The sequence below is a fragment of the Methylobacterium sp. R2-1 genome (assembly GCF_014191355.1).
Lineage (GTDB): Bacteria > Pseudomonadota > Alphaproteobacteria > Rhizobiales > Beijerinckiaceae > Methylobacterium.
The window spans coordinates 394054-419849 of sequence record NZ_JACHWM010000003.1 but is presented as its reverse complement, the minus strand read 5'-3'; the positions used below and the strand labels follow the sequence as shown (position 1 = coordinate 419849).

General features: G+C 68.3%; 34 protein-coding genes. 19 read left to right on the top strand and 15 right to left on the bottom strand.

The annotated features are described in order from the left end of the window. The coding region (locus FHU13_RS06825; RefSeq protein ID WP_281411591.1) for a UDP binding domain-containing protein at positions 1-267 on the top strand (267 nt) is incomplete at its 5' end. 21 nt (positions 268-288) lie between these two features. Here the strand turns inward: FHU13_RS06825 and FHU13_RS06820 are convergent. Continuing rightward, the gene (locus tag FHU13_RS06820; protein WP_183435096.1) at positions 289-633 is read right to left on the bottom strand and encodes a hypothetical protein; all 345 of its coding nucleotides are present in this window, start codon (positions 631-633) and stop codon (positions 289-291) included. Positions 634-1416: 783 nt separating this feature from the next. Here FHU13_RS06820 and FHU13_RS06815 point away from each other — a divergent pair. Further along, complete coding sequence (locus tag FHU13_RS06815; protein WP_183435095.1) at positions 1417-1644, top strand: hypothetical protein; 228 nt, start codon at positions 1417-1419, stop codon at positions 1642-1644. Positions 1645-1937: 293 nt separating this feature from the next. Continuing rightward, the gene (locus tag FHU13_RS06810) at positions 1938-2210 is read left to right on the top strand and encodes a hypothetical protein (RefSeq protein ID WP_096485975.1); all 273 of its coding nucleotides are present in this window, start codon (positions 1938-1940) and stop codon (positions 2208-2210) included. A 24-nt stretch (positions 2211-2234) separates the two neighbouring features. Here the strand turns inward: FHU13_RS06810 and FHU13_RS06805 are convergent, their stop codons facing one another. The 3 genes from FHU13_RS06805 to FHU13_RS06795 all read right to left on the bottom strand — a co-directional run bounded on the left by FHU13_RS06805 (position 2235) and on the right by FHU13_RS06795 (position 4933). Next, entirely contained in the window at positions 2235-2558 is a 324-nt protein-coding gene (locus FHU13_RS06805; protein ID WP_183435094.1) for a hypothetical protein, read from the bottom strand. Between the two features lie 156 nt (positions 2559-2714). Next, positions 2715-4238, bottom strand: coding sequence for a threonine ammonia-lyase, biosynthetic (ilvA, locus tag FHU13_RS06800; RefSeq protein WP_183435093.1), 1524 nt, complete (start codon positions 4236-4238; stop codon positions 2715-2717). Positions 4239-4357: 119 nt separating this feature from the next. Further along, positions 4358-4933 (bottom strand): PilZ domain-containing protein, encoded by a 576-nt coding sequence (locus tag FHU13_RS06795; protein WP_183435092.1) that lies wholly within the window; start codon positions 4931-4933, stop codon positions 4358-4360. Positions 4934-5369: 436 nt separating this feature from the next. On the opposite strand from FHU13_RS06795, the gene FHU13_RS06790 reads away from it, so the two are divergent. Both FHU13_RS06790 and FHU13_RS06785 read left to right on the top strand, forming a co-directional pair. Then, positions 5370-5588, top strand: coding sequence for a SlyX family protein (locus FHU13_RS06790; protein WP_183435091.1), 219 nt, complete (start codon positions 5370-5372; stop codon positions 5586-5588). A 67-nt stretch (positions 5589-5655) separates the two neighbouring features. Beyond that, complete coding sequence (locus FHU13_RS06785) at positions 5656-5979, top strand: porin (protein ID WP_183435090.1); 324 nt, start codon at positions 5656-5658, stop codon at positions 5977-5979. A 40-nt stretch (positions 5980-6019) separates the two neighbouring features. On the opposite strand, the gene dksA is transcribed toward FHU13_RS06785, so the two are convergent. The 3 genes from dksA to FHU13_RS06770 all read right to left on the bottom strand — a co-directional run bounded on the left by dksA (position 6020) and on the right by FHU13_RS06770 (position 9113). Beyond that, positions 6020-6439 carry an RNA polymerase-binding protein DksA gene (dksA, locus tag FHU13_RS06780; RefSeq protein ID WP_183435089.1) on the bottom strand — a complete coding sequence of 140 codons (420 nt, stop codon included), beginning with the start codon at positions 6437-6439 and terminating at the stop codon, positions 6020-6022. A 279-nt stretch (positions 6440-6718) separates the two neighbouring features. Continuing rightward, positions 6719-7738, bottom strand: a complete 1020-nt coding sequence (locus FHU13_RS06775) for a hypothetical protein (RefSeq protein WP_183435088.1) — start codon at positions 7736-7738, stop codon at positions 6719-6721. 1 nt (position 7739) lies between these two features. Further along, positions 7740-9113, bottom strand: coding sequence for an MBOAT family protein (locus FHU13_RS06770; protein ID WP_183435125.1), 1374 nt, complete (start codon positions 9111-9113; stop codon positions 7740-7742). Between the two features lie 346 nt (positions 9114-9459). Here FHU13_RS06770 and FHU13_RS06765 point away from each other — a divergent pair, with 346 nt between their 5' ends. Next, entirely contained in the window at positions 9460-9756 is a 297-nt protein-coding gene (locus FHU13_RS06765) for a GCG_CRPN prefix-to-repeats domain-containing protein (RefSeq protein ID WP_183435087.1), read from the top strand. 60 nt (positions 9757-9816) lie between these two features. Here the strand turns inward: FHU13_RS06765 and FHU13_RS06760 are convergent, their stop codons facing one another. After that, positions 9817-10254 carry a flagellar assembly protein FliX gene (locus tag FHU13_RS06760; RefSeq protein ID WP_183435086.1) on the bottom strand — a complete coding sequence of 146 codons (438 nt, stop codon included), beginning with the start codon at positions 10252-10254 and terminating at the stop codon, positions 9817-9819. Between the two features lie 254 nt (positions 10255-10508). Between FHU13_RS06760 and FHU13_RS06755 the strand changes: the two genes are divergently transcribed. The 6 genes from FHU13_RS06755 to FHU13_RS06735 all read left to right on the top strand — a co-directional run bounded on the left by FHU13_RS06755 (position 10509) and on the right by FHU13_RS06735 (position 13730). Further along, positions 10509-11639, top strand: coding sequence for a flagellar basal body P-ring protein FlgI (locus FHU13_RS06755; protein ID WP_183435085.1), 1131 nt, complete (start codon positions 10509-10511; stop codon positions 11637-11639). Between the two features lie 26 nt (positions 11640-11665). Continuing rightward, positions 11666-12025 (top strand): rod-binding protein, encoded by a 360-nt coding sequence (locus tag FHU13_RS06750; RefSeq protein ID WP_183435084.1) that lies wholly within the window; start codon positions 11666-11668, stop codon positions 12023-12025. Beyond that, a complete protein-coding gene (locus FHU13_RS06745; RefSeq protein ID WP_183435083.1) occupies positions 12015-12494 on the top strand; it encodes a hypothetical protein in 480 nt (159 codons plus the stop codon). Before FHU13_RS06750 ends, FHU13_RS06745 begins: the two co-directional genes overlap by 11 nt. Before the next feature lie 139 nt (positions 12495-12633). Continuing rightward, the gene (locus FHU13_RS06740) at positions 12634-13182 is read left to right on the top strand and encodes a hypothetical protein (RefSeq protein WP_246714515.1); all 549 of its coding nucleotides are present in this window, start codon (positions 12634-12636) and stop codon (positions 13180-13182) included. A gap of 15 nt (positions 13183-13197) precedes the next feature. Next, positions 13198-13338: a hypothetical protein gene (locus tag FHU13_RS27595; RefSeq protein WP_246714514.1), complete on the top strand. Its 141-nt coding sequence runs from the start codon at positions 13198-13200 to the stop codon at positions 13336-13338. A 209-nt stretch (positions 13339-13547) separates the two neighbouring features. Further along, positions 13548-13730 (top strand): hypothetical protein, encoded by a 183-nt coding sequence (locus FHU13_RS06735; protein ID WP_210287474.1) that lies wholly within the window; start codon positions 13548-13550, stop codon positions 13728-13730. 16 nt (positions 13731-13746) lie between these two features. Here the strand turns inward: FHU13_RS06735 and flgH are convergent, their stop codons facing one another. From flgH to flgF, 4 genes are read right to left on the bottom strand one after another with little or no spacing between them, the layout of a single operon-like run. Next, on the bottom strand, positions 13747-14496 hold the full coding sequence (gene flgH, locus FHU13_RS06730; RefSeq protein ID WP_183435081.1) for a flagellar basal body L-ring protein FlgH: 750 nt from the start codon (positions 14494-14496) through the stop codon (positions 13747-13749). A 55-nt stretch (positions 14497-14551) separates the two neighbouring features. Next, on the bottom strand, positions 14552-15598 hold the full coding sequence (gene flgA / locus FHU13_RS06725) for a flagellar basal body P-ring formation chaperone FlgA (RefSeq protein WP_183435080.1): 1047 nt from the start codon (positions 15596-15598) through the stop codon (positions 14552-14554). A gap of 14 nt (positions 15599-15612) precedes the next feature. Beyond that, entirely contained in the window at positions 15613-16404 is a 792-nt protein-coding gene (gene flgG / locus FHU13_RS06720) for a flagellar basal-body rod protein FlgG (RefSeq protein WP_183435079.1), read from the bottom strand. 34 nt (positions 16405-16438) lie between these two features. Further along, a complete protein-coding gene (flgF, locus tag FHU13_RS06715; RefSeq protein WP_183435078.1) occupies positions 16439-17179 on the bottom strand; it encodes a flagellar basal-body rod protein FlgF in 741 nt (246 codons plus the stop codon). 274 nt (positions 17180-17453) lie between these two features. On the opposite strand from flgF, the gene fliL reads away from it, so the two are divergent. From fliL to FHU13_RS06695, 4 genes are all read left to right on the top strand, one after another. Then, positions 17454-17969 carry a flagellar basal body-associated protein FliL gene (fliL, locus tag FHU13_RS06710; RefSeq protein WP_183435124.1) on the top strand — a complete coding sequence of 172 codons (516 nt, stop codon included), beginning with the start codon at positions 17454-17456 and terminating at the stop codon, positions 17967-17969. Between the two features lie 62 nt (positions 17970-18031). Next, complete coding sequence (gene fliM / locus FHU13_RS06705) at positions 18032-19249, top strand: flagellar motor switch protein FliM (RefSeq protein WP_183435077.1); 1218 nt, start codon at positions 18032-18034, stop codon at positions 19247-19249. Positions 19250-19263: 14 nt separating this feature from the next. Further along, positions 19264-19770 (top strand): DUF6468 domain-containing protein, encoded by a 507-nt coding sequence (locus FHU13_RS06700; protein WP_183435123.1) that lies wholly within the window; start codon positions 19264-19266, stop codon positions 19768-19770. Beyond that, positions 19767-20564 (top strand): MotE family protein, encoded by a 798-nt coding sequence (locus FHU13_RS06695; RefSeq protein WP_183435076.1) that lies wholly within the window; start codon positions 19767-19769, stop codon positions 20562-20564. The genes FHU13_RS06700 and FHU13_RS06695 overlap by 4 nt, the downstream gene beginning before the upstream one ends. 3 nt (positions 20565-20567) lie before the next feature. Here FHU13_RS06695 and FHU13_RS06690 read toward each other — a convergent pair whose 3' ends face one another. Next, a complete protein-coding gene (locus tag FHU13_RS06690; protein ID WP_183435122.1) occupies positions 20568-21062 on the bottom strand; it encodes a glutathione peroxidase in 495 nt (164 codons plus the stop codon). 189 nt (positions 21063-21251) lie between these two features. On the opposite strand from FHU13_RS06690, the gene FHU13_RS06685 reads away from it, so the two are divergent. From FHU13_RS06685 to FHU13_RS06675, 3 genes are all read left to right on the top strand, one after another. Beyond that, entirely contained in the window at positions 21252-21965 is a 714-nt protein-coding gene (locus FHU13_RS06685) for an invasion associated locus B family protein (protein WP_183435075.1), read from the top strand. Between the two features lie 64 nt (positions 21966-22029). After that, positions 22030-23298 carry a lytic murein transglycosylase gene (locus FHU13_RS06680; RefSeq protein WP_183435074.1) on the top strand — a complete coding sequence of 423 codons (1269 nt, stop codon included), beginning with the start codon at positions 22030-22032 and terminating at the stop codon, positions 23296-23298. Between the two features lie 4 nt (positions 23299-23302). Continuing rightward, positions 23303-23887, top strand: a complete 585-nt coding sequence (locus tag FHU13_RS06675) for an NAD(P)H-dependent oxidoreductase (RefSeq protein WP_183435073.1) — start codon at positions 23303-23305, stop codon at positions 23885-23887. 6 nt (positions 23888-23893) lie between these two features. Here FHU13_RS06675 and FHU13_RS06670 read toward each other — a convergent pair whose 3' ends face one another. Further along, positions 23894-24289: a GFA family protein gene (locus FHU13_RS06670; protein ID WP_183435072.1), complete on the bottom strand. Its 396-nt coding sequence runs from the start codon at positions 24287-24289 to the stop codon at positions 23894-23896. Between the two features lie 158 nt (positions 24290-24447). Then, positions 24448-25791 (bottom strand): dicarboxylate/amino acid:cation symporter, encoded by a 1344-nt coding sequence (locus tag FHU13_RS06665; protein WP_183435071.1) that lies wholly within the window; start codon positions 25789-25791, stop codon positions 24448-24450. Between the last annotated feature and the right edge of the window lie 5 nt (positions 25792-25796).

Below are 25796 nucleotides of genomic sequence, written 5' to 3'. Positions count from 1 at the left end.
GCCTACGATCCGGAAGGCATGGAGCAGGCGCGGCCGCTGCTGCAGGGAGTGGCTTACGCCGAGGACGCCTATGCCTGCGCGGAGGGGGCGGACGCCCTGGTGATCGTGACGGAGTGGAACGCGTTCCGGGCTCTGGATCTGGCGCGGCTGAAGGCACTGATGGCCGCCCCCGTCCTCGTCGATCTGCGAAATGTCTACGCGCCGGACGAAGCGCAGCGCCACGGCCTGCGCCATGTCGGCGTCGGTGCCCTGGCGCGCTGCGACTGATCCGACTGCCGACCTCTTATCTCAGCGCGCTGCGCGGCGGGAGAGCAGGAGATGCAATCCCTGCGCGGCGAGACCGCCGATCATCGCCGCACCGCCCTTGACCAGGAAATCGGTCACCCGGCCGTGCCGGCTCACGGTCAGGCCCTGGGCCGCTTCAAGGGCTCCGGCGAGGGCGACGGCGGCAATGAGCGCCATCCCCCAACGCCGCGGATAGGAGAGCGCAAGAAGGAAGCCGAACAGCGCGTAGGCGCCGGCCCGCTCGAGGGTCGGCGAGGCCACCACCGGACGCGCCTCGAGCGGCGAGAGCGTCACGGCGACGAGGCCGATGGCCACGATCCACGCCATCAGGCGAACAAGCGTCAGCATACAGTCTCGTGCGCGCAAGCCGGTGCCGAGGTCAAGCGCGGCGCTCGAACCTCGGCGGCCCTCCGCTCCGCTTAGTGTCTCTCGCAAAACTCCCGCCGCGCTGCCATCGCCAGAGCGAGGACGGTCGGTGACCGGGAGTTTTGTGAGGCACTCATTCCACCGACGACGCGATCAGCGTGAAGATGACTCCGAGTGCGAGGTTGCAGCCGAGCAGGATCAGGAACAGGGTCATGACCGCCTCACGCCACGCAAGTCAGGACGATGTAGGGCCAGCGTGGGGGGCATGATGCCCTCGTCGCTCCCTGGGAGGGCTGCAAGCTACGGCCGACCTTGAGTCCGGGCGCTGATCGCGTGTCCCTGGAACGGGGATCTGGTCCGCTGCTGGCCGCAAGACAGGGAGCAGCGCCGGACACGATCAGAATGATCGAAACGGCTCGGGCGGCGATAGCGATCTTCGGCATCTTTCCCCTCGCGACGTCTGACGTTTCGCAAGAGGCGGGTTAGCCTTGGCTTTTTGCGGCCATGTTGCGTCAACTGTTGCGTCGCGCCCGTTGACGGCCGGTTGTGGCGGCCGGGCGATGCAGCGCGACACCGGGCCGCAAAATATCTCTGAGGATGCGCACTACTACTTAAGTGCAAATGATGCCGGATATCCCTAATTTGGAGGATGCAATCGTCCCGAAATCGTTGCCTGCTTTGATCATAGGGCACGGGCTGCCGTGGGACCGAGACGCGCCGAGGGGCACGCTGGTTGCGGTGGCAGAGTCCCGAGGGGGATGGGTCATGGTCAGAGATGGGGCGGTTCATCCGCGCTGGGTTTTGCGCAGGGACGAGCGGCGCGCGGGGCGCTACGAGGGTGACAAGGTGGTGCGCTGGATCGCACGCCCGACCCTGATGAAGGGACGCACGAAGGGATCGGCGGCCATTGAAGCGGAAGACGGCCCCACGGGCTACACCCCCCCATCCCGCCCCAGCAGCTTCAAGGGTTTGCGGATCGTCTCCGACACCTGACCGGATGGAGGGATCGCAAGGGTCGACACAGTCTCCACGGACGCGCTCGGCTTAGTTCCGCGACACCATCGCACCGTGAGGCGCCGGCCTCGCCAGTGAGGCCGGCATGGGGTGACCGCCTCGAGGAGGCGAGCAGATCGGACGGCCCGCAATCGATGTCACGGGGATTCGAGCCAGATCCGTGAGGATTCAAGCCCTGCACGGCCGTGGAATCCCTTGGCAAGCCTTGCGGCGCGGTCCATGCTTCCCTTCGAAAGCCGCCGGATAACGCGGCGGCATCGGAGGATCGTCCCATGCTCGCCGCCAACCGCCTGGTCAAATCGGCCTGGATCGCCGTCGATATCACCAAGGACCGCGCCGAACGGGTCCTCGTGGTCGAGGCCTATATCGCCGTCAGCCCGCTGGAGAAGGACTTCGACGCCCACCGCTACGAGAAGGTCGTGGAGGACGTGCGCCGAGTTCTCGCCGAGCACCCCGAGATCGACCGGGCCTCCATCCTGAGCATGCACCGGGATGCCGGCTGCACGGCTCTGTTCCGCAGCCAGCCCGCGCACAGCGCGGCGTGATCCCTTCGAGATCCGTCGAACCGATCAATCGAGCGGCGCCTGGGACGGATCGGAGGGTTTCACCTCGTTCCGTCCAGGATTGCGCAGGCCCGGCGTGACGGTCGCACCACGCGGGGCGGCCTCGGCGCCCGCTCCGCAGCCCGAACAGATCGAACGTGCGGCGCGGTTGCTACGATCGGCGATCCGCCGGTCGAACTCGGCCTGACGCGCTATGGATTCCTCCGCGCTGCGTTGCGAGAGGACCGAGGGCTCCGCCGACGGTACCGCCCCTACGGGTGCAGTCCTCTCGGGTGGATCGGCGAGGGCCGGCGTGACGAGAGCGAGCAGGGCGAGAGGGGCTGCGCGCATCGGTCGTCGCTCCATTCTCCGGCCGGCGGGCGGCGCCAGCCGGTGTCACCGTAAGGAAGCAGGCCGACAGCGAAAAGACGGCCGCTGCCCCTCAGTGCGATGCGAAAGCCATGCCCGGCCTCGCTGGACCGGCTTTCAAGCCTCGCGGTGGGCCGCCTACGCGCCGATACCGTTGTCGAGGAACAACCGGTAGGCCGGGTTGTCGGTCTCGTCGACGTAGGGATAGGCGAGCGCCTCGAGGGCGGCGTCGAAGCGGGCCCGCTCGGCCACCGGCACCTCGATCCCGGCGAGCACCCGGCCGTAATCGGCGCCGTGGTTGCGGTAGTGGAACAGGCTGATGTTGAAGTCGTCGCCGAGCGCCTCCAGGAACTTCATCAGCGCTCCCGGCCGCTCCGGGAACTGGAAGCGGTAGAGCCGCTCGTCGGCCAGCCCGGAGGCGCGCCCGCCCACCATGTAGCGGACATGAACCTTGGCCATCTCGTTGTCGCTCATATCGGCGACGCGGTAGCTGGCACTCTCCAGGGCCGCGATCAGGTCGCGCTTCTCCGGCTTGCCGCCGGGCAGGTTGATGCCGACGAAGATGCGCGCGTCACTACCCTGGGCGAAGCGGTAGTTGAACTCGGTGATCGCGCGGGGTCCCAGCGCGGCGATGAAGGCGCGGTAGGCGCCCGGCCGCTCGGGAATGGTGACGCCGAGCAGGACTTCGCGCTCCTCGCCGATCTCCGCCCGCTCGGCGATGTGGCGCAGACGGTCGAAGTTGAGGTTGGCGCCCGACGAGATTGCCACTAGCGGCCCGGCACCGGGGTTCTCCGCCGCCCAAGCCTTGGCACCAGCCAGACTCAGCGCGCCCGACGGCTCGGAGATCGCGCGGGTGTCGTCGAAGATGTCCTTGACCGCCGCGCACATCGCGTCGGTATCGACGGTGATTACCGCGTCGAGATGCTCGCGGCAGAGTCGAAAGGTCTCCTCGCCCGCCTGGCGCACCGCCACACCGTCGGCGAACAGGCCGACGCTCGGCAACGTCACCCGGTCTCCGGCCCGGATCGCCTCGGCCATGGTAGCGGCGTCATCCGGCTCGACGCCGATCACCTTGGTTTCGGGACGCAGGTACTTCACGAAAGTGGCGATGCCGGCGGCGAGCCCTCCGCCGCCGATCGGCACGAAGATCGCCTCGATCGGCCCGGTATGCTGGTGCAGGATCTCCATGCCGATCGTGCCCTGGCCGGCAATCACCTCGGGATCGTCGAACGGATGCAGGAAGGTCAGGCCCCACTGCGCCTCCAGGCGGCGCGCTTCAGTCAGGGCCTCGTCGAAGGTGTCGCCGTGCAGCAGCACCTCGGCACCCCGCGCCCGGCAGGCATCGACCTTGATCGCCGGCGTGGTGCGCGGCATCACGATCACCGCCCGCACGCCGAGCTTGGCCGCGCCGAGCGCCACGCCCTGCGCGTGATTGCCGGCCGACGCGCAGATGACGCCGCGCTCGAGCTGCTCCCGCGGCAGTGAGGCCATCTTGTTGTAGGCACCGCGGATCTTGAACGAGAAGACCGGCTGCAGATCCTCGCGCTTGAGCAGCACGGGGCGGCCGAGCCGCTTCGTCAGGCGGGGCATCGGATCGAGGGGGCTCTCGATCGCCACGTCGTAGACGCGGGCGGAGAGGATCTTCTTGATGTAGTCGGTCACGGACAGGCTTTCGGCCGCGTCATCGGGCAGGGCTTGCCCGGGGACTTAGACCTTCCGCGGCCGGGATGCGAGGGGAGGGGAGTGGAGGGTCTGGACGGACGGTACCGACCGATGCCGGATCAGAGCCGGATCCCGGCATGGACTTGCCCCTGGTCGAAGGGGAAGGCGAAGGCGGCGCCGATACCGTCGCGGAAGATGCGCACGACCTGCGCGGCCGTGCTGCCGATCGTGATACTCGCTCCGGCTGGCAGCGTGTGGTCGAGGGCCAGCGCGGCGCCGGAGGCCGAGACGTTGATCAGCCGACCCGGCAGAACGCGGCCATCCGCGAGGGTCACGAGCACGTCCTTGCGCGTCGGGCTGATCCGCGGATGCGCGCGCGTCGCCTCAAAGGTCCGCCCCTGCTCGCGCCCCAGCGCCACCAGGGTCCGGGCGACGTCGGCCACCCGCTGCCGGGACGCCATGAGCCGGACGACGAACACCTTATCGCTGGTTCTGACGACGCGGGCATCGACCTGGCCGATGTAGCGGATGCTGCAGGTGAGGTGCTCGTCGGTCGCCGGCCCGGCCGCGGAGCGGAAGGCGATGCCCTCTCGGGAGACGTCCTGCGTCACCGCGTAGAAGTCGGGCTGCCGCCGACTCCAGCAGAGAGCCGGCAGGATCACGGTATGAAGATCGGAGGCGAGGCGCTCGGTCATGGTGCAACGTGTCGTCGTTGCGCGACCTTGGCTGCACAGGCCTCAAGGGACGACGGAGATAATCCTTCGACTTTTTCGGATTTTTTGCGGACGAAGCATTGTTTTGGATGCGCGAGCGCAACGGCCGGCATCGAGCCCGTGCTTCCGACCGACATCAGCGTTCATCGTCGTTGCGCTGACTCGGAAACGCTCTGCTTCCGCCCAGAGCTAGGATGATCAGGAGAAATCAACCCATTTCAACTATACTGATAAAAGGAACGATCCATCTTTTTAGATGAAATTGCTACGCGAACGACAAAGTCACCTGTTAGGTGGGATCCAGACACTCTCACGCCTATGTCGAGGACGCATACCGCTCATTCGAAATTGATATGCGGAAAAATCTCGGCTTATCCGCCGGTTGTCAGGAGCCGTCCGCTCCGCGCATGGTCGGACGATGAGCGACATGCCGTCCGACACCGACAGAATCGCCCGCCTCGAGATTCGGCTGACCGAGCAGGAGGCTGTGATCGAGGATCTGAACGCGGCCATCACCGCGCAATGGGGCGTCATCGATCGACTCACACGACAACTCGCACGGGTGCAAGAGCAGGTCGAGGAGAGCGCCTTTCGAGCCGCCAGCGGCGCTCCGGAGCCGCCTCCACCGCATTATTGACATCGGATCCGGGTCGATGGTCGTGCGCGCGGATCGAGCCGGCCTCGTGAGGTCTGGGGAGGACAGGATGCGGAAAGCGGTGTTGTGTCTCGGCCTATGTCTCACGCTGGCGCCGCTCTTCGCCGGCATCCGCTCGGCGACCGCCTTCGAGCGCACGCCGCATCCCTCCGACATGCCGGTGGCGTCGTGCCCCAGTCAGGGCGTTGGTTTCATCCGCATCCCCGGCACGACGACCTGCATCCGCCTGTCGGGCCGCATCACGGCCGGAGCCGATGTCGGCACGAGCCGGGCCGCCGCACCCGTTCAGGGTCGCATCTCGGTCGATACCCGCAGCGAGTCCGCCCTGGGTCCCGTGCGCAGCTTCGTTCGGATCGATGCGGGAGGGCGCTGATCGGCGCCGCCTCTAGCCCGGCGTCGGGTGACGGGCCCGGTCAATCGTCCCGGTAAACGCGCTCGCGGCGCTCGTGGCGCTCCTGGGCTTCCAGGGACAGGGTCGCGATCGGTCGCGCATCGAGACGCTTGAGGGAGATCGGCTCGCCGGTCTCCTCGCAGAAGCCGTAGGAGCCATCCTCCAGCCGGGCGAGAGCCGCGTCGATTTTGCTCGTCAGCTTGCGCTGGCGGTCACGGGCGCGCAGCTCGATCGCACGATCCGTCTCGGAGGATGCGCGGTCGGCGAGATCCGGATGGTTCTCGTTCTCGCTCTGGAGCGCAGTGAGGGTATCCTGCGCCTCGCGCAAGATTTCGCTCTTCCAATTGAGCAGCTTGCGACGAAAATATTCGCGCTGCCGCTCATTCATGAAGGGCTCGTCGTCGGAGGGCCTGTAGCCGTCCTCGATCGTGACCTTCGCCATCGTCTTATCCTCGCGCTCCCTGCCGGTCAGCGGCGATCTTCGGCGAGGCTATAATCGAGCTGGGCAAGCTCTACAACGCGCGGATGCCGCCATGCACCGTCTCGCGCGAAAAGCTCCCGCAATGCGGCAAAGACGACACGCTCAAGTTTCCGCTCCGACGACATCAGGCTGGGCTTGCGCCCCTGACAAGTCGGAGGTGGGATGGGCCCTTCGAGGTGGCGCCTCTTCGCCGATACCGAGCGCACCCCTGCTCACGGCGTCTTGTTCAGGGCGTCTTGTTCAGGGCGTCTTGCGCAGACGAAGGATGGTCGCTGCAATCTCGTCGGCGAGGGGCCGGGCCAGGGCGTGCCGGTAGTGGGTCTGATCGAAGAACAGGGCAGGGTCGTGCAAGGCCGGCCGCTCGCGGCGCCCATCGACGAGGGCGCTGCGCCCGTGCCGCTGCACGGCCGTCGTCATGGCCTGCCGGCACGCGGTCTCGGCACGGTCACGCGGCGTGTCAGGGCGCGGAAGGCCGGCGGTGTAGACCGGCGGAAAGACCATGACCACGGCCGTCTCGGCCGGCAAAGCGGCGAGGGCGGTGCCGAGGCGCTCGGCGGCGGGGAAATCCGGCCCCGCCTTGCCCGCAGCCGGCGTGTCGGGGACCGGCGTCTCGCGGGCGGCGCGGAAGCGCTCGCCGTCGAGAGCGCCGAGCTTCAGGTAATCCGGCTCGTAGTCCCACCAGCCATCCGCGGTCGCCCGCTTGCGACGCGGGCCGAAGAGCCAGCCGATGCGGCCGACCACTTCCTGGGCCACGGAGAAGCGCAGGAGGCCGCGCAGATAGTCGAGCGGCTCGTGGCTGTAGAGCCAGAACGGGAACGGCTTGTCGTTGGGCAACGCCGGATCGTCGGTGCACCAATAATCGTCCACGGACAGCACGATCGCCTCCGGCGCCGGATGGTGGCGCAGGAACCAAGCGAGCAGAGCGAGCTGTTCCCCGGGACCGGTCGCGGGGACGGAGAGCTGAACGAAGGGAATGCCGGTTGCTGCCGTGAGGCGCGCCGGCTCGACCAGCTGGATGTGGGAGTTACCGAACACCGCCCCCTCAAAAGTCGGATCGCGCCCCCGCGAGGCCGCGGCGGTGCGCGGCCCTTGCGGGCGCACGGCACCGGCAGAGAGCACTGTCGAGCGGCCGCTGTCGTACGGATCGATTAGGACCGCCACCGCGAGATAGCCCGCGATCAGGCCGACCACTGTCCGCACGAACAGGCGCGCGAAGGCCGCCCAGTCCCGTGGCCCGGCGCTGTCGGAGGCGGACATCATCTCAGAACTGGAAGTAGATGAACTCGTAGTTCGCATCGTCTCCGATCTTGAGGAGCACAACCACGAACAACAGGGCGAAGGCGGCCGCGAGCCACCGGTTCGGAGGCAGGCGGTGCACGGCGGCCCAGGCGGTCGGGCCGATCATGGCGACGGCGGCCGCAATCGCGATGGTGCGCCACTTGAAGCCCGAGCCGGTTGGAGCCAGCCCGAACAGCCCCTTGTAGATTGTTAGCGCTGCCTCGAACGACGTCGCGCGGAACAGAACCCAGGTCAGGATCACGAAGCCGGCCGTCAGCGCCCAGCCGAGCAGATGCGGCATCCATCCGCCGGCTCGGCGCCACAGCACGCCCGCCCCGAGGCCGAGGCCGTGGGCGGCGCCCCAAGCGACGAAGGTCAGCCCGGCCCCGTGCCACAGGCCGCCGAGCGTCATGGTGGCGAACAGCGCGCCGACTTGGACCGCGAGGCCCCGACGGTTTCCACCAAACACGATGTAGAGGTAATCGCGCAGGAAGCGCGACAGCGTCATGTGCCAGCGCCGCCAGAAGTCGCGGAGCGAGGTGGCGCGATAGGGCACGTCGAAGTTCTGCGGCAGCACGATCCCGAACAGGAGCGCGAGGCCGAGCGCCATGTCGGTGTAGCCTGAGAAGTCGAAATAGATCTGGAAGGTGAAGCCGAGCGTCGCCTGCCACGCCTCGGCCATGCTCACCGCCTTGCCCGCGGCCGCCGCCTGGAACACCGGGTTGACGTAGACCGAGAGCGGGTCGCCGAGGAACACCTTCTTCGCAAGCCCGACGGTAAGCAGCATCAGCCCGCGCCCGATCCGCTCGGCGGCGTCGGGACGCGCGTAGGGCCGCTCCTCGAACTGGTGCATGATCTCGCTCCAGCGCACGAGCGGGCCGGCGAGAACCTGCGGGAAGAAGGCGATGTAGAGAGCGTAGCGGGTCAGCCCGAAGGCCGGCGCGCGCCCGGCCCTCAGGTCCGTCAGGTACATGATGTGGTGGAAGGTGAAGAACGAGATCCCGAGCGGCAGGGCGAGGTCGATCCGCGGGAGATCGAAGCCGGGAATCAGGTCGGCGAGATCGGTGAGGAAGCCGAGATATTTGAAGATTCCGAGCACCGCGAGGTTGCCGGCGAGCGCCGCCGGAAACAGCCAGCCGGTGCCATCCCGCGGCAGGGCACGGGCCACGAGCCAGTTCACGCCGATGGAAACCAAGAGCAGCGGCAGGAAGCGCCAGTCCCACCACGCATAGAAGACGAAGGACAGCCCGACGAGCAGCGGCAGCCGCGTCTGCGGCCGGTAGCGCTCGGCCGCGGCGTGCAGCACCAGCGCGGCCGGCAGGAAGGCGAGCAGGAAAACGAAGGAGTTGAACAGCATCGCGGCGCGGACGTTCCCCTTGCGATCCGGCGAGACCGGCGCGCGCCCGCTCACGCGGCCAGCCTTGTCGAGGATCGAAGCGGAGCCGTCAATCGCGGCGACGCTGCGCAGGGAGGAAGCAGGAAGGTCATTCCGCAGATCGGCGGGCGCGTGGAGTCGACCCTGGGCGATAGGGACCGACAGGACATCGAGGGCACGTGTCTCGATCACACCGATGTGCACAGGGTCCGGCGGCGATGACCAATCGACACTGCGAACGAGAAGATCCAGTCAGCTTCGGTTCATCGAGCAAGACCTAGCTTTGGACATCGGCCGTAAGCTTCGGCCTGAACGGAGAAATCGTACGATGACGCACGCGAAGGCGTTCGCATTGGCTGCGGTGATCGCCGGCAGCCTTGTTGTGGCGGGTTCAGCCCAGGCGGCTCCCTTCAGCCCCGCTCCCCTCGCGACCGCAACGGACAACGCGCTCGTCGAGCGCACCGCCGGCGGCTGCGGACCGGGTTTCCATCCCAACCCCTGGGGAATTTGCCGCCCGAATTGGGGCCCGCGGCGCTACTGGGGCGGCCCGCCCCCCGGTTACTATCGCCCGCGGCCGTTCTACCGGCCCTACGGCTACTACCGTCCGCGACCCTATTATTGGTAATCGATTGAACGGCTGATCATATGGGCCGGACTCCGAAGAGGGGTGCGGCCCTTTTCGTGTTCAAACGCCCCGCGCCGCCTCGAGCTTGGCGAGTTCCACCGCGGCACGCAGCTCGATCTCGGCCACGAGACCATCGAGACGGGGATCGCCGCTCTCCGCACTCCGCTCGGCGAGGCGGCCGGCGATGGCTTGGAGGTCGCGCGTCGCCACCCGGCCGCCGATCAAGGCGGCTTTCAGCCGGTCGAGCCCGTCGAGCAGATCGTGCCCGCGCTGCACCGAGCGGCGGCGGCGCTCCTTCTGCGCCTCGGTCCCGTCCTGTCCCTGTAGCGTGAGCAGGGCGTCGAGTCCGGTCAGCATGCCCGTCTGGCTCGTGCCCGCAGTCGTGGCCCGGGGCGTCTCCTCGGTCCCGGCGGGAATGAAGGCGCCCGGCGCAGCGGCGCGGCGGGTCGCGTTGAGCGCGCCCGCGGCGGCAGCGGCAAAGCGTGGGTCGACGCGCATGTTGGTTCGAGGCCTTTTCGCACCCGCCGATCCACGACGAGCGGTGACAGGCGAAGGAATCGGCCGGTACGGTTAAGCGCAGGTAAACAACCCGGCAGAAGCTGCCGGGGCGGCAGGAAATGCGCCTCTTCTCTGCGCTGTCACCACCGCACATCTCCGGTCAAATCCGAATGATTTGAGAAACTTAGCTTTTGGCACGGCCCTGGCAAGGCTCGACCCGGCGTGAAGACGCCTAATCCGGTCGCCGAGTTCCGATGCCCCTGCCTCGCTTTTCTCTCGCCCGCCACTTGGTCGCAGCGTTCGCCTGCCTGGCGACCCTGCTGCCGCCGGCCGCGGCCAGCGCCCTGTCGCGGGTGAAGGATCTCGCCGCCGTCGAGGGCGTGCGCACCAACCAGCTCGTAGGCTACGGCATTGTGGTCGGTCTCAACGGCACTGGCGACACGCTCAACAACATCCCCTTCACCAAGCAGTCGCTGCAGGCGATGCTGGAACGGCTCGGCATCAACACCCGAGGCGCCACCATGCGGACCCAGAATCTCGCGGCGGTGATGGTGACGGCCAACCTCCCGCCCTTTGCGACCCAGGGCACGCATATCGACGTGACGGTCTCTTCGCTCGGCGACGCCAAGTCGCTCCAGGGCGGCACCCTGGTGGCAACCTCGCTGCTCGGTGCCGACGGCGAGATCTATGCCCTGGCGCAGGGCTCGGTGGCGATCGCAGGCTTCGCGGCGGAGGGCGAGGCCGCCAAGATCACCCGCGGCGTGCCGACCAACGGGCGCATCTCCAACGGTGCGCTGATCGAGCGCGAGATGGCATTCAAGCTCAACGAGGCGCGCTCCCTGCGGCTGTCCCTGCGCAACCCCGACTTCACGACGGCGAAGCGGATCGCCTCGGCCATCAACGACTTCATGGGCGCCGACACCGCCGAGCCGACCGATCCGGCGACGATCACCCTGCAGATCCCGGCCAAGTTCCGCGGCAACATGATCCGCCTCATTACCGAGGTGGAGCAGCTCAAGGTCGAGCCCGACCAGACCGCACGGGTGGTGGTGGACGAGCGCTCCGGCATCATCGTGATGGGCCGCGACGTGCGCGTCTCCACGGTGGCCATCGCCCAGGGCAACCTGACGGTGACGATCACCGAGCAGCCGATGGTGAGCCAGCCCGCGCCGCTGTCCAACGGCCAGACCGCGATCGTGCCGCGCACCGGGGTGAAGGTGGATACCGGCGACGGCAACAAGCTCGCCCTGGTCAAGGAGGGGGTGAGCCTGCGCGAACTCGTCGACGGCCTCAACGCGCTCGGCGTCGGCCCGCGCGACCTGATCTCGATCCTTCAGGCGATCAAGACGGCCGGCGCGCTCCAGGCCGATATCGAGCTGATGTAACTTTTTTCCCATCGGGAGACCGCACCATGCTGCCCCTCGCAACCTTCGCGGCCTCCGCCGCCGTCGGCGTCGGCAAGAACCTGCTCAACACGCTGGCCAAGACCGACGCGGACACGATGGACACCGCCAAGGCCACCGCCTCGGCCAAGGCCCGCAAGACGGCGGACGAGTTCGAGAAGATGTTCCTGGAAGACAGCATGGAGAAGCTGACGCAGAGCGCGGGCACGGAAGGGCCTCTCGGCGAGAACGGCACCGGCGGCGGCGTCTGGCGCTCGATGCTGACCAAGGAATACGCCAACGCCATCGTGAAGACCGGCGGGGTCGGCATCAGCAATCAGGTCTATTCCGAGATGATGCGGATGCAGGAGGCGGGCGGTGGCCGCTGATCCGACCCTCCCCGTGCGCCTGACCGAACGCGCCGCCGCGCTCGGCTTCGTGCAACAATTGCTCGCCACCATGGGCGAGTTGGAAGGCGTGCTCATCCGCGAGAGCGACGGCGTGCGGGCCGGGCGGATCGCCCAGGCGCTGACGGAATCCGCTCCGAAATCCGAACTCGCCTCCGCCTATCTGAACGGCCTGGAGGCGGCCAAGGCCAACGCCATCGCGCTCGCCCGCTTCGCCCCGGAGGGGCTGGAGGCACTGAAGGCGGCTCAGCACCGCTTCGCCGCCGTAGTCGAGACGAACCAGCAGGTGCTCGCCACCGCCCGAGCCGTTTCCGAGGGGCTGGTGAAGGCGCTCGCCGAGGAAGTCGCCAAGACGCGCACGCCCACCGTCTACGGCCGCCCCTCGCTCTCCCCCTCGCCGTACGGCCGGGGCGCGCAGGGTGGGCCGCTGGTGCTGTCGCGCAGCCTCTGACAACGGCGGGCGCGACCGGACCGTCCTACGTTCACGGTTCGGCAACGAAAAACCGATCTTGTGGTTGCATCACGCTCCAGGGCCGTGTCGATTCGCGACCACACCCAGCGGACCTGTTCGTCCAGAGGGGGGAGCGTCGATGTCCGCCATCGAGGCCAGCCGCGAGGCAGGGTCGGCCGCGCGGGCGAGCGCGGCGCTCGATGCCTCGGCGAGGCGTGCCGGCCAGCCGCAGGACGCGCAGAAAAGTCGCGGCCTCCCGCCCGCGACAGCGGTGGTGAAGCGCCCTGAGCCCGAGCAAGCGGCCTTCGACGGCCTCAAGACGGCGCGAGAAGCGGCCGCCAACGCGACCCGATCCTTCGACGAGCGACTGAAGGCGCGCTCCGATGCCCTCGCGAGCCGGCTGAGCGCAGCCTTCGCAGAGAAGGGCATCCCCATCGACGATCCGATCTCCGTTCGGATCGAGTCGGGATCGATCGTGAGCGACAGCCCATACAAGAAGAAGATCGAGAAGCTGTTCAGGGACGACCCGGACCTGGCCAAGGAGTTCGAGAGCGTCGCCTCCCTGAAAGCCATGCATGCCGCGCAGAAGGCGCTGGAACTCTACAACGAGGCGAAGAAGAGCGCCCGAAGCAAGGATGAGCAGGCGGCGGCCTATGCTCGCTACACGACACACATGCTCGACATCTAGACGCTGTCCGGCGTGATGACGCTGAAGGATGGCGCCCTCTCCTCGGCCGCGGAGGACGACATGGGGGTGATGTCCGGCGCCACGCCCGCGGCGACGAGCGACCCGAGGGGTGAGGTGCTAAAGCGCTACGGCTCGATCCTGCGCGCCGGAGCGTAAAATGGCCGCGTCCGCGGGGAGCGTGACGATCCGCCCCAGCCGACCCAAGATCCGAACGGCATCGATCGGCGAGGACTTCCGTCTTATTTCGTATCGATGAAGTCCGACAAAGTCATCATGCCGCACACTTCCGACGCCCATTGACGGCTTGACTATTCGGAACTTTCCTTTCGCGTGCCACTTGGCCCCGAACACAATCATCGGAGGAAATGGCCGTGTCGAACGATGTGCTCATTCCATTGCTCGCGATCGTGACCATCGTCCTCGTCGCGGCCTTCGCCATCTGGCAGCGGGGCCGGGTGGCGCAGTCGAAGCGCGATCCGCAGCGCTCCGCCTTCACTCAAGCCCACGGCGAGGCGCCGCGCCCGAACCGGCCCGGCACCGAGCACTGAGGGCGCGCTCCCCCGATCAGAACGGCAGCAAGATATCGACGAGCTGCTGGCCGTAGCGGGGCTGCTGCACGTCGGTGATCTGGCCGCGCCCGCCATAGGCGATGCGGGCCTGAGCGATCTTGCTTGAATCGATGGTGTTGTCCGACTCGATGTCCTCGGGCCGCACCACGCCGGCGACGATCAGTTCGCGCACCTCGAAGTTGATGCGGATCTCCTGCTTGCCCTCGACCACGAGGTTGCCGTTGGGCAGCACCTGCGTGACGACGGCGGCAACGTTGGTGGTCACGGTCTCGGCGCGCTGAACCGAGCCCGCGCCATCGCTCGACGAGGTCGAGGTGCCGTTGATGAGCTTGTCAGGGGAAATGCCGGCTGCGGCCACGCCCGCGCTCTTCTCCAGGCCGAAGGCGTTGGGCAGGCCGAAGCCTTCCGCGTTGGTACGGGAGCGTTTGGTCTCGTTGTTGAGGTTGGCCCGGTCGGTCACGTTGACCTTGACGGTGACCAGGTCACCGATCCGCGCCGCACGCTGATCCTTGAAGAAGGCCCGCGAACCGGTGCGCCACAGGGAATTCGGCGCGTAGGAGACCGGGGCGACATCCGGCATCGCCATGCGCAGCGGCCGGTAGCCGGGCTGAGCGGTCGGGTCCTCGATCGCCGAGAGCGCCGGCGTCGCCCCGACCTGCGAGAGCCGGTCCACGGTGTTGCAGGCGCCGAGCGGCGCCAGCGCCAGGATCACGGCGAGACGGGGAAGGGAGCGGCGAGCGGTCATCGGAAGGGTCCGGCGCGGGCGAGACGGGAAGAAGGGCGAGGGGAGGGGGAGCCGCCTAGGGGGCGGCGCTGGCCTGGAGCACGGGCTGAGGCTGCGGGGCCGGACCCACCGAGACGCGGCCTGGACCGATCACCACGGCCTGAAGCACCTTCTTCGAGGCGCCGTTGGTCACCGAGACGCTGGCCCCGAGCCGGCCGCTCTCGTTGGCGACGCCGCGCATCGACAGCGACACACCGGGCGTCTCGAATACGATGGCTACGCTCTCGCCGCGGGCGACGAGATCCGGTGGCGCCACGTCGCCCGAACGCAGGACCGAGCCGGCGCTCAAGGGACGCTGCGCGACCTGACCCGCGACGAGGCTCGGCGCGCCCTGCACGTCGGCCGGCACGGCATCGCGTGGGCGGCGCTCGAGGCTGAGGTCGGCACTCGCCATCGCTTCGCCGCGGTTAAGGCTGCGGGTCAGCACGGCCACCTCACGGGTCTCGACCGCGACGCCGCCGACCCGGAGCGAAGCCTGCCGCTCCCCGAGCACGATCAGGCCGGCGACCCGACGGGTGCGGGGATCGTAGGTGACATCGACCGCCGCCGCCTGCCCATCAAGGTCGAGCGGGGCGAGCAGCACCGGCGCATCGCCGTCGAGCCGCACCGACAGCGCCTTGGCATCGAGACCGTAGCCGGTTTCGAGCGCGCGCTTCAGCGCCGCCTCGATCTCCGGCGGCCCGACCCGGCGGGCGGCGCGCTGCACCGTGACCTGCACGCGGCCGCCGGTCTCGATGCCCGTGAGGCCGAAGGCGGCCACGGACTCGATGATGCGGCGGGCCTGGATCGTGCCGATCGCACCCAGAGCCGGTGCGCGAAACAGAGGCCGCCCGGCGAGCTCGGCCGGCGCGCCCTCCACGAGATCGCCGAGGCTCAGCGTGTCGCCGCGCGCGGTCACGTCGCCACGCAGGCGCAGTGGATTGCCGGCGGCCATCAGCGGCAGGGCGAACAGGGTCATCGCCATGAAGGCGGCAAGTGCGAACACGGTCCGGCCGATCGCGCCGCGGGACAAGGGAGTGACGGCGAGCGGGGCGGGGCGGCGGATCGGCCTGAGGGCGTGCATCACGGGTCGGATCCTCAGCCGCGGAACATCTGCGAGGTAGTCGAGAGCATCTGGTCGGCGGCGGTGACGACCTTCGAATTCATCTCGTAGGCGCGCTGCGCCGCGATCAGCGACGAGATCTCGGTGACCGCGTTGACGTTGGCCTCTTCGAGGTAGTTCTGCTGCAGGTTGCCGAAGCCCTCCGAGCCCGGCAGGCCGGTGATGGCAGGGCCCGATGCCGCGGTCTCGACGAACAGGTTGTCGCCGATCGATTCGAGACCGACCTTGTTGACGAAGCGGGCGAGCTGGAACTGGCCGAGCGCCTGCGGCGCGGTCTGGCCCGGAAGGGTTGCCTGCACCGCGCCGGTGGCCGAGATCGTCACCGAGGTGGCGGTGTTGGGCACCGTCACGCCGGGATCGAGCAGGTAGCCGTCGCGGCTCACCATCTGACCCTGCGCGTCGAGGTCGAACGAGCCGTCGCGGCTGTAGGCGGTACGTCCATCGGGCAGGCGGATGCGGAAGAAGCCCTCGCCGCGGATCGCGACGTCGTAATCCTTCTCGGTCTGCGCCAGCGGCCCCTGCGTCATGGCGCGGGCGGTCGAGGTGGTCTTCACGCCCGAGCCCAACGCAAGGCCGGCCGGCAGGATCGTGTTCTGGTCCGAGGTCGAGGAGCCGGAGCGGCGCAGGTTCTGGTAGAGCAGATCCTGGAAATGCACCTGCTGGCGCTTGTAGCCGGTGGTGCGCAGGTTCGCGATGTTGTTCGAGATGACTTGGACGTTGAGTTCCTGGGCCGCCATGCCCGTGGCGGCGGCGTAGAGGGCGCGCATCTGGGTCTACCTTCCGGGCGATCAGGCCGAGCGATCAGGCGACATCGGCGAGACGGCGAATCGCCGTGCCGCGCAGGTCGTCGAGGCGCGAAATCACGCTCGAGACCATCGTGTAGGTGCGGTTCACGTCCATCAGCCGGGTCATCTCGACCACCGGCTTCACGTTGGAGCGCTCCAGCGCGCCGGGCTCCAGATGGGCACCGGGGCCGACGGGCCGGGGGGGGGCCTCGGACGAGAACAGATTGGCGCCCTCCGACTTCAGCGCCTGGGCGTTGGCGAAAGTAACGAGCCGCAGGCGGCCGCGGACGCCGAGATTGGTCGAGACCGTGCCGTCGGGGGCGATGGCGAGCCCCGTCTCCTGCTGGCCGATGGTGATCGGGCCGCCGTCGCCCTGCACCGCGTAGCCATCCGAGGTGACGAGGTTGCCCTGGGCGTCGAGCTCGAAGGCGCCGTTGCGGGTGTAGCGCGGGCCCTGCGGCGTCTGGACGGAGAGGAAGGCGTCGCCGCGCAGCGCCACGTGCATCGGGTTGCCGTCGGGCTCCACCGGCCCCTGCGTGAGGTCGAGCGGCGTGCCCTGGTCGATCACGTAGGAGAGGCGCCGGTCGCCGCGCTGGAAGCTGTCGGCGGAGGCCACCGGCATCAGGTATTCCTGAAAGCGGGCGGAGCGCGCCTTGAAGCCGGTGGTCGAGACGTTGGCCATGTTGTTGGCGATGACGTCGAGTTCGCGGGCGAGCGCGGCCTGAGCGGAGACTCCGACGAAGAGCGCGTTCTGCATGATGTGCCTCGGATGGCGACGGGTTCGTGCCATCCACCGCAGGGGCCGTGCCAATCCGGTCGCGCTCGTTTTTACCTTAACGAACAGTGACTTGGGGCCATCGCACCTCGGAGCGGGCACCGGTCCGCCTTGAGCCGGCGGCAAGTCCGACCCGGCAAGTTCTGCCGGCTTAACCGAGAGTTAACCACGTCGGCCGAGAAGGAAGGGACGGGAATTGCGCGTCGCGCGCGGGTCCCGCCCCATCGTCCCGATCCGGTTTGCCGACGAGCAGCACATGGCCAAGAAGCCGAAAAAGGCGCCCGCGGCCGAGGGCGAAGAGGGCGCGGCGGAAGCGCCGAAGTCCAAGAAGAAGCTCATCATCATCGCCGCCGCGGTGCTGCTCCTCGGCGGAGGCGGCGGGTTCTTCTTCATGAAGAACCGGGCGGCGCATGCCGATGCCCATGGCGAGCACGCGGCCGAGAAGGTCGACCCCAAGGCGCAGGTCGTGTTCCTCGACATGCGCGACATGTTGGTCAACCTCAGCCCCGATCCGGGTGCGACCAAGGCCAACGTGCTCAAGCTGCGCGTCGCACTGGAGCTGAAGGACGCCAAGGTCGAGGCGACCGTCAAGCCGCTGATGCCGCGCGTCGAGGACGCCTTTCAGACCTATCTGCGCGAGATCCGGGCGAGCGACCTGGCCGGCTCCACCGGTCTGTACCGTCTGCGCGAGGAGTTGCTTCGGAGGGTCAACATCGCGCTGCATCCGGCCAAGGCCGAGGCGGTGCTGTTCAAGGACGTGATCGTTCAGTGAACGGCGCAGCTGCCCCCTCCCAAACCCTTAACGCTTAAGACACAGGCGAGCGCGCGACAGGCATGACCGGTCCCGAAGACGAGCTGGAGGACGATTGGGCGGCGGCCTTTGCCGAGCAGGGCTCTGAGGGCGGCGGCGACGCTTCGCTCGCCGAGGAGTGGGGCGCGGCGCTCGCCGAGCAGGGCACGACCAAGAGCGCGGGCGACGTCGCTGCCGAGTGGGCGACGATGATCGAGGACGGGGAGACCGAGAATCTCCCCGAACTCGCCGGCAACGACCGCATCCTGAACCAGGATGAGATCGACGGCGTCCTCGGCTTCTCCCTGCGCGAGCTCTCCGCCTCCGGCGCGGGGGGCGTGCGCGCCATCGTCGATTCGGGCGTCGTTCAGTACGAACGCCTGCCGATGCTGGAAATCGTCTTCGACCGGATGATCCGGTTGTTGTCGACCAGCCTTCGCAACTTCTTCCAGGACAATGTCGAGGTGACGCTCGACAACATCACCTCGGTCCGTTTCGGCGACTACCTCAACGCGATCCCGCTCCCGACGCTGCTCGGCGTGTTCAAGGCGGATGCCTGGGAAGGCTCCGGCCTCGTCACCGTGGAGCAGACGCTCGCCTACTCGACCATGGACCTCCTGCTCGGGGGCAAGCGCGGCGGCTCATCGAGCCGGCTCGACGGACGGCCTTTCACCACGATCGAGATGAGCCTCGTCCGCCGCCTCGTCGAGATCATCCTCACCGACCTCGAACTCTCGTTCCAGCCGCTCTCGCCGGTGCGGTTCGGGATCGATCGCATCGAGACCAATCCGCGTTTCGCCACCATCACCCGGCCCGGCAACGCCGCGATCCTGATCACGCTCAAGCTCGACATGGACGGGCGCGGCGGCGGGATGCAGATCCTGTTTCCCTACGCGACGATCGAGCCGATCCGCGACCTGCTCATGCAGAGCTTCATGGGCGAGCGGCTCGGGCGCGATCAGGTTTGGGAGAGCCACCTCGCCACCGAGATCTGGCAGGCGGACGTGGAGATGGAGGCGGTGCTGCACGAGGTGACGCTTCCGCTGAAGCGGGTGCTCAACCTCAAGGTCGGCGACACACTGATGTTCGACCGCAAGCCCACCGACCTCATCACCGTGCGCTGCGGCGACTGGGCGTTGACGCAAGGGAGGATCGGCCGGATCGACGACGCGATCGCGGTGCAGGTGGCCCGGCCCCTGCGGCAGTCGCGCACGACGCTCCAGGCCTACGAAATCTCGATGCAGAACCGTAACGACGGCTGAGCCGCAGGGTGACCATGATGACCTTCTTCGTCTCGATGGCCGCCGACGTTCTCGTCGCCGTTCTGCTGGTGGCGACCATCGTCTCCTCGGTAAAGCTGTCGGCGCGCATCAGCCGGCTCAAGGCGGACGAGTCGGCCCTGCGCTCCACCATCGGCGACCTCGTGGTGGCGAGCGCCACCGCCGAACGGGCCATCGCGGGCCTGCGCGCCACCCTCGACGAGTGCGACCGCACGCTCACCGAACGCCTCGCCGCCGCCGAGCGCACCAGCACCGATCTGGCCGCGCATGTGGAGGCGGGTGAGAGTGTGATCAACCGCATCGCGGCCATCGTCGGCCAGGCACGGACCGCCGCTGGGCCGGCATCCGCCGCAGCGCCTTCCGCAGTCGCTGGAGGCCCGCGACCTGTCGTGGTCGAGGCCACCTCCGCCGGCGGCAACGGCGAACGCGTCGGCGCGGCGCTCGCCGCCGCCCAGGCCCTGTCCGAGCGCGCTCTCGACCGTCTCCGGGCCAGGGCCGCATGAGCCTGCCCGCGCGCCGACTCGCACGCCTCGCGAGCCTTCCGGCGCGTCCCTTCCGGCTGCGCCTGATCGACGCCGTAACCCTGGCGGCGATTGGGCTTCTCGTGCTCAAGCTGACCGCTCTGGTGGCCGACGACCCGGCGCCTCCCGGTACACCACTGCCGGACTTCGCCCGCGTCCTCGCCAAGGCGCGGACCAACTACGAGCCGACCGACCCGACGACCACCGGCTCCGTCTCGGCACCGCCCAAGAAGGCGGAACCCGCCCCGCCGCCGGTCTACCAGCCGCAGGTGCAGGAACCGGTCTCGGAAAGCGAGCGCGCGATCCTCGAAAAGCTCGCTGCCCGCCGCGAGACGCTCAAGCAGCGCGGGGACGAGCTCGACCTGCGCGAGCAGATGCTCAAGGACGCCGAGCGCAAGCTCGAATCCGGCGTAGCCGACCTGAAGGGGGCCGAGGACAAGGTCGGTTCCGAGGGGAGCAAGCGGGCCGAGGCCGAGAAGGCGGGGATGAAAGGCATCGTCCTGATGTACGAGACGATGAAGCCGAAGGACGCGGCCCGGGTCTTCGACCGCCTGAACCTCGAGACGCTGGTGCCGATCGTGATGGCCATGAACCCGCGCAAGATGGCCGAGGTGCTGGCCCTGATGGGCTCTGAGCCCGCTGAGAAGCTGACCGTCGCACTCGCCAACCGCGCCCGGGGCGTCGACGCACCGCAGGCGATTGCTGCTGCCCCGGGCCTGCCGCCCGGCGAATTGCCGGCGATCGATCCGGGCCCTGCGACCCGGGCTGGGCGCTGAGACCTACCCGCCCGGCGCGGCCAGCGCCCGCTCGATCGCGCCTTCCAGGGCCTCGGGCTTGGTGGATGGTGCAAAGCGACCGATCGCGCGGCCGTCGCGGCCGATCAAGAACTTCGTAAAGTTCCACTTGATGGCTTTCGTACCGAACAGCCCGGGCTTCTGCCGCTTCAGGTCGACGTAGAGCGGGTCGGCCCCGGGGCCATTGACCTCGATCTTGGCGAGCACCGGAAAGGTCACGTCGTAGGTGAGCGAGCAGAACTGCTCGATGGCCGCGGCATCGCCCGGCTCCTGGGCGCCGAACTGGTTGCAGGGCAGCCCCAGCACCACCAGGCCGCGGGCTCGATGACGGCGCCAAAGCGTCTCCAGGCCCTGATATTGCGGTGTGAACCCGCATTTCGAAGCGGTGTTGACGACCAGGAGCACCTTGCCGCGATATTGCGAAAGCGGGTGGGGCTCGCCGCGAACGTCGCGCGGGGCGTGATCGTAAATGTTGCTCATGACCGCTCCAGCTGTTTTCTTTTGCTCAATAATCCCGCCTTTGGCCGGGATATTGTTCTGAATTTCGTGGAACGATTCCAGGCTTGGCCGCAAATTCCACCATCGTGCTTCTCTGCGGCGTCCCTGCAATTGCATCCTTTCTCAAGCGGGGCTAGGCGGCCCCCGGACGACACCCTCAGGAGCCCGACCATGCCGCCTCTGTTCCGCGGAACCGCGTCAACCACCGCGCTTCTGCTCGCCGGAATGATGGTCCTGGCAGGGCCGGGCATCGCCTGGGCGCAGGAGGATGCGGCGCCCGAAGCCGCGCCCGCTGAGCCGACCGCCAAGCCGAAGCCGCGCCCGCGCAAGCCGGCGCCGAAGAAGGAAGAGGCCAAGGAGCCGACGAAGGAAACGCCGAGCCCCGCACCGACCGGCACCGTGCTGGAACCCGCCGCGGCCACAGGCCCCGCCCAATGGCCGGCCGGCGCCAGCTCCGTCAGCGAGAGCTACGGCGACTGGACGATGACCTGCAACCGGGCCGAGGCGCGCACCGACTGCGTCATCATCCAGTCGCAGGGGGATCGGCGCACGGGCAAGCGGCTGTTCAGCATCGAACTGCGTCCGCCCAAGGATGGGAAGAGCGAAGGCCTGATCCTGATGCCGTTCGGCCTCCAGATCGAGCCCGGCGTCTCGTTCAAGCTCGACGACCGGCAGCTCGGCAAGGGCGCGCCATTCTCGTTCTGCGTCAGCGATGGCTGCCTCGTTCCGATCAGCCTGCCGACGCTCGCCACCGACGCGATGAGGACGGCGACCAGCCTCACGATCTCGGCGACGAAGCCGGATGCCAAGGAGCCGACGATCATCACCGTGCCGCTCTCAGGGTTCGCCGCCGCCTTCGCCCGGGCGAGCGCCTTCGGAAGCTGACGCTCCAGGTTCGACCTCAAGGCCAGGTCTCGCGATCGGCCGGAGAAATGGTAAGGCTGCGCCCATGCGGCCCTCTGCCAAAGCGCTCCTCCTCGCCACCCTGACCCTCACCGGCGTAGCCTCGGTGCGGGCCGAGGCACCGACCGACCCGACGACAAGCCCGACGACAAGCCCGGCGACCGCGCCGGATTTCGCGCAATGTCTCGGCGGGTTGAAGACGCTCGCCGAGGAGCGCGGCGTGCCGCGGACAGTGGCCGAGACGGCGCTGTCGGGGATTGCGCCCGATCCGTCGGTGGTGCCGGCGACCCAGTCCCAGGCCGAGTTCGTCAAGCCGATCTGGCAGTATGTCGAAGCAAGCGTGACGCCGGAGCGGGTCGCGACGGGGCAGGCCAAGCTCGCCGAGTGGTCGGAGGTGCTGGGGCGGATCGAGGCGGCCTACGGCGTTGACCGGCACGTTCTCGTCGCCTTCTGGGGCGTCGAGTCGAACTATGGAGCCGCTCTCGAAGGCGGCGGCATCCGCCCGGTCATGCCGGCGCTCGCGACGCTCGCCTGCGGCGACCCCGACCGCCCCGGCCTGTGGCGCGACGAACTCGTCGCCGCCCTGAAGATCCTCGCCGACGGCGATGCCGACGCGGAACGGTTGCGCGGCTCCTGGGCCGGCGCCATGGGCCACACCCAGTTCATGCCGACCGCCTTCCTGCGCCACGCGGTCGATTTCGACGGCGACGGCAAGCGCGACATCTGGCACTCGGTGCCCGATGCCCTCGCCTCGACCGCCAACTTCCTGAAACAATCCGGCTGGCGCGCCAACGAGGGCTGGGGCTTTGAGGTGCTCCTGCCGGACAACTTCGATTACCGGCTCGCCGACGAGACCACCGAGCGGCCGTTCTCCGAGTGGCGGACGCTCGGCCTTAAGCCGGCCAACGGCGCCTTCCCCGAAAGTGCCGAGCGCCGCGCCGCCCTGTTGCTGCCGACCGGCGCCAAGGGGCCGGCTTTCCTGCTGGAGCCGAACTTCCGGGTGATCCTGCGCTACAACACGGCGCTCGCCTATGCGCTCACCGTGGCGCACCTGTCCGATCGGCTGCGCGGCGCGCCCAGCTTCAGCCGCGACTGGCCGCGAGGCGACCGCATGCTGTCGACGGAAGAGCGCACCGACCTGCAGGCGCGGCTCGCTGCCCTCGGCCATCCGGTCGGCGGCGCCGACGGCAAGATCGGCCCCAAGACCCGCGCCGCGATCCGCGCCTTCCAGGAGGCGAATAGCCTCGTGCCCGATGGCTACGCCGACGCGGCGCTGCTCGACCGGCTGCGCGCGGCGGGTGCGCCGGCCCCGTAACCCGATGCGCGTTCTCCTGGTCCACTGCCATCCCCGCTCCGACAGCTTCAACGCCGTCCTGCGCGACACGGCCGCTGCGACACTCGAAGCGACGGGTCACGCCGTCGAGACTCTCGATCTCTACGGCGAGAACTTCGACCCGCGCCTGAGCGCGAGGGAGCGGGGCGCCTACTACGACGAGAGCGCCGAGCGGCCGGACATCGCCGACCACGTCGCTGCCCTGCGCCGGGCCGAGGCTCTGGTCCTCATCTATCCGACGTGGTGGTTCGGGCCGCCGGCCATGCTGAAAGGCTGGTTCGATCGGGTCTGGCTGCCCGGCGTCGCCTTCGCGCTGGGCGGGGCGAAGGTGCTTCAGCCGCGCCTGACCAACATCCGAAGGATCGCGGTGGTGACGACCTACGGCTCGCCGCGCTGGCTGCTCTGGCTCGTCGGCTGGCCCGATTGGCGGCTGTTTCGCTTCGGCATTCGCCCGCTTTGCGCCCGGCGCTGCCGGCTCGACTGGATTGCGCTGACCGGCATGGACAACACCACAGAGCAGGCGCGGGCGCGCTTCGTCGAGCGGGTTCGCAAGGAGCTTGCGGCACTCTGAGCGGCGTCAGCCGGCCGGATAGCGCTCGAAGCTCGGCAGCCGATGCGCTTCCTCCATCCAGGTGAGGCGCTCGGCCACCTGGATCTGCACCTGCGGCGGCAGGGCCTCGGGCGTATCGAGTGTGCCGGTTTGCACGTCGATCATGCCCGGCAGCATCTGCTCGTTGACGTAGAACAGGCCTGTGCCGCAGCGCCCGCAGAAATGTCGTCTACCGTGCTCGGAGGAGGCGTAGACCAAGGGCTCGCCGGAGATCGTCACGCGCTCGGCCGGCACCATCGCCCAGCCGACCATCGGCGCACCGGCATGGCGCCGGCAATCCGAGCAGTGGCAGAGCGCGCTATGGGCCACCTCGGCCGGCATCTCGTAGGTGATGGCCTCGCAATGGCAACGTCCCTTGAGCATGGCGCGTCCTCCCTCAATCCCGAAGCGTCGCCGCAACGCGCCGGAGGATAGAGCCCGGGGACGATCCCTGAAAGCGAGAAACCGCGGCAGCCATGGTCCGGCTGCCGCGGTTCCCATACCGGACGGAGGACGCAGGACGGTGCGCCCTCCTGCCCGGATCACTCGGCCGGCTGAAGGACCGGGGCGTGGACCGCCTCGGCGACCGGCTTGCCACCCAGCGCGGCACGGAGCTTGGCCTCGTCGACCTCACCTTCCCAGCGGGCGACGACGATGCAGGCCACCGCGTTGCCGATGAAGTTGGTGAGGGCACGGCATTCCGACATGAAGCGGTCGATGCCGAGGATCAGCGCCATGCCGACGACCGGCACGGAGGGGACGACGGCGAGCGTCGCGGCCAGGGTGATGAAGCCCGAACCGGTCACGCCCGCCGCGCCCTTCGAGGAGAGCATGGCGACGAGCAGCAGCAGGATCTGCTCGCCGAAGGTGATCGGGGTGTCGGTGGCCTGGGCGATGAACAGGGCCGCCATCGTCATGTAGATGTTGGTGCCGTCGAGGTTGAACGAGTAGCCGGTGGGGACGACGAGGCCGACCACGGGCCGCGAGCAGCCGGCGCGCTCCATCTTCTCGATCAGCGAGGGCAGGGCGGACTCCGAGGAGGAGGTGCCGAGCACCAGCATCAGCTCTTCCTTGATGTAGCGGATGAGCTTGATGATCGAGAAGCCGTTGTAGCGGGCCACCAGGCCGAGCACGCCGAGCACGAAGATCGCCGAGGTCAGGTAGAAGGCGCCGACGAGGTAGGCGAGGTTGGCCAGCGAGGAGATGCCGTACTTGCCGATGGTGAAGGCCATCGCGCCGAAGGCGCCGATCGGGGCGACCTTCATGATGATGTTCACGACGCCGAAGATCGCCTCGGACATCACCTTGATGATGTCGAGCACCGGCTTGCCGCGCTCGCCGAGGAAGGCGAGGCCGAAGCCGAACAGCACCGAGAAGAACAGCACCTGAAGGATCTCGCCGCCCGCGAACGCACCGACCGCGGTGGTCGGGATGATGTTCATCAGGAAGTCGGCGATGTTCTGCTCCTTCGCCTTGCCGGCATAGGTCGCGACCGCCTTCGGATCGAGCGAGTTCGGGTCGATGTGCAGGCCGTGGCCGGGCTGGAGCACGTTGGCGACGATGAGGCCGACGATCAGCGCGAGCGTCGAGAAGGTAAGGAAGTACGCGAGCGCCTTGCCGCCGACGCGGCCGACCTTCTCAAGATTGGTCATCCCGGCAATGCCGGAGACCACGGTGAGGAAGATCACCGGCGCGATGATCATCTTGACGAGCTTGATGAAGGCGTCGCCGAGCGGTTTCATGTCGGCGCCGAGCTTCGGGTAGAAATGCCCAAGGGTGATGCCGATGGCGACGGCGACCAGCACCTGGAAGTAGAGCGTGCGGTAGATGGGCTTAGGGGCTGACGGCGCGTGGGGCGCAGTCAGCGGGGACGGCACGGTGGCCATGGGCG

What these genes read in the sequence shown, in the direction of transcription:
- FHU13_RS06735 (WP_210287474.1), top strand. Translation starts at nt 13,548, where the DNA reads ATGGCCGTGTCGAACGATGTGCTCATTCCATTGCTCGCGATCGTGACC.
- FHU13_RS06815 (WP_183435095.1), top strand. Translation starts at nt 1,417, where the DNA reads ATGGTCAGAGATGGGGCGGTTCATCCGCGCTGGGTTTTGCGCAGGGAC.
- FHU13_RS06795 (WP_183435092.1), bottom strand. Translation starts at nt 4,933, where the DNA reads ATGACCGAGCGCCTCGCCTCCGATCTTCATACCGTGATCCTGCCGGCT.
- FHU13_RS06820 (WP_183435096.1), bottom strand. Translation starts at nt 633, where the DNA reads ATGCTGACGCTTGTTCGCCTGATGGCGTGGATCGTGGCCATCGGCCTC.
- FHU13_RS06685 (WP_183435075.1), top strand. Translation starts at nt 21,252, where the DNA reads ATGCCGCCTCTGTTCCGCGGAACCGCGTCAACCACCGCGCTTCTGCTC.
- FHU13_RS06670 (WP_183435072.1), bottom strand. Translation starts at nt 24,289, where the DNA reads ATGCTCAAGGGACGTTGCCATTGCGAGGCCATCACCTACGAGATGCCG.
- flgF (WP_183435078.1), bottom strand. Translation starts at nt 17,179, where the DNA reads ATGCAGAACGCGCTCTTCGTCGGAGTCTCCGCTCAGGCCGCGCTCGCC.
- FHU13_RS06775 (WP_183435088.1), bottom strand. Translation starts at nt 7,738, where the DNA reads ATGATGTCCGCCTCCGACAGCGCCGGGCCACGGGACTGGGCGGCCTTC.
- FHU13_RS06755 (WP_183435085.1), top strand. Translation starts at nt 10,509, where the DNA reads ATGCCCCTGCCTCGCTTTTCTCTCGCCCGCCACTTGGTCGCAGCGTTC.
- flgA (WP_183435080.1), bottom strand. Translation starts at nt 15,598, where the DNA reads ATGCACGCCCTCAGGCCGATCCGCCGCCCCGCCCCGCTCGCCGTCACT.
- FHU13_RS06690 (WP_183435122.1), bottom strand. Translation starts at nt 21,062, where the DNA reads ATGAGCAACATTTACGATCACGCCCCGCGCGACGTTCGCGGCGAGCCC.
- FHU13_RS06750 (WP_183435084.1), top strand. Translation starts at nt 11,666, where the DNA reads ATGCTGCCCCTCGCAACCTTCGCGGCCTCCGCCGCCGTCGGCGTCGGC.
- FHU13_RS06700 (WP_183435123.1), top strand. Translation starts at nt 19,264, where the DNA reads ATGATGACCTTCTTCGTCTCGATGGCCGCCGACGTTCTCGTCGCCGTT.
- FHU13_RS06675 (WP_183435073.1), top strand. Translation starts at nt 23,303, where the DNA reads ATGCGCGTTCTCCTGGTCCACTGCCATCCCCGCTCCGACAGCTTCAAC.
- FHU13_RS06765 (WP_183435087.1), top strand. Translation starts at nt 9,460, where the DNA reads ATGACGCACGCGAAGGCGTTCGCATTGGCTGCGGTGATCGCCGGCAGC.
- flgG (WP_183435079.1), bottom strand. Translation starts at nt 16,404, where the DNA reads ATGCGCGCCCTCTACGCCGCCGCCACGGGCATGGCGGCCCAGGAACTC.
- fliL (WP_183435124.1), top strand. Translation starts at nt 17,454, where the DNA reads ATGGCCAAGAAGCCGAAAAAGGCGCCCGCGGCCGAGGGCGAAGAGGGC.
- FHU13_RS06805 (WP_183435094.1), bottom strand. Translation starts at nt 2,558, where the DNA reads ATGCGCGCAGCCCCTCTCGCCCTGCTCGCTCTCGTCACGCCGGCCCTC.
- FHU13_RS06810 (WP_096485975.1), top strand. Translation starts at nt 1,938, where the DNA reads ATGCTCGCCGCCAACCGCCTGGTCAAATCGGCCTGGATCGCCGTCGAT.
- dksA (WP_183435089.1), bottom strand. Translation starts at nt 6,439, where the DNA reads ATGGCGAAGGTCACGATCGAGGACGGCTACAGGCCCTCCGACGACGAG.
- FHU13_RS06785 (WP_183435090.1), top strand. Translation starts at nt 5,656, where the DNA reads ATGCGGAAAGCGGTGTTGTGTCTCGGCCTATGTCTCACGCTGGCGCCG.
- fliM (WP_183435077.1), top strand. Translation starts at nt 18,032, where the DNA reads ATGACCGGTCCCGAAGACGAGCTGGAGGACGATTGGGCGGCGGCCTTT.
- FHU13_RS06680 (WP_183435074.1), top strand. Translation starts at nt 22,030, where the DNA reads ATGCGGCCCTCTGCCAAAGCGCTCCTCCTCGCCACCCTGACCCTCACC.
- FHU13_RS06665 (WP_183435071.1), bottom strand. Translation starts at nt 25,791, where the DNA reads ATGGCCACCGTGCCGTCCCCGCTGACTGCGCCCCACGCGCCGTCAGCC.
- FHU13_RS27595 (WP_246714514.1), top strand. Translation starts at nt 13,198, where the DNA reads ATGACGCTGAAGGATGGCGCCCTCTCCTCGGCCGCGGAGGACGACATG.
- FHU13_RS06760 (WP_183435086.1), bottom strand. Translation starts at nt 10,254, where the DNA reads ATGCGCGTCGACCCACGCTTTGCCGCTGCCGCCGCGGGCGCGCTCAAC.
- flgH (WP_183435081.1), bottom strand. Translation starts at nt 14,496, where the DNA reads ATGACCGCTCGCCGCTCCCTTCCCCGTCTCGCCGTGATCCTGGCGCTG.
- FHU13_RS06770 (WP_183435125.1), bottom strand. Translation starts at nt 9,113, where the DNA reads ATGCTGTTCAACTCCTTCGTTTTCCTGCTCGCCTTCCTGCCGGCCGCG.
- FHU13_RS06695 (WP_183435076.1), top strand. Translation starts at nt 19,767, where the DNA reads ATGAGCCTGCCCGCGCGCCGACTCGCACGCCTCGCGAGCCTTCCGGCG.
- FHU13_RS06790 (WP_183435091.1), top strand. Translation starts at nt 5,370, where the DNA reads ATGAGCGACATGCCGTCCGACACCGACAGAATCGCCCGCCTCGAGATT.
- FHU13_RS06740 (WP_246714515.1), top strand. Translation starts at nt 12,634, where the DNA reads ATGTCCGCCATCGAGGCCAGCCGCGAGGCAGGGTCGGCCGCGCGGGCG.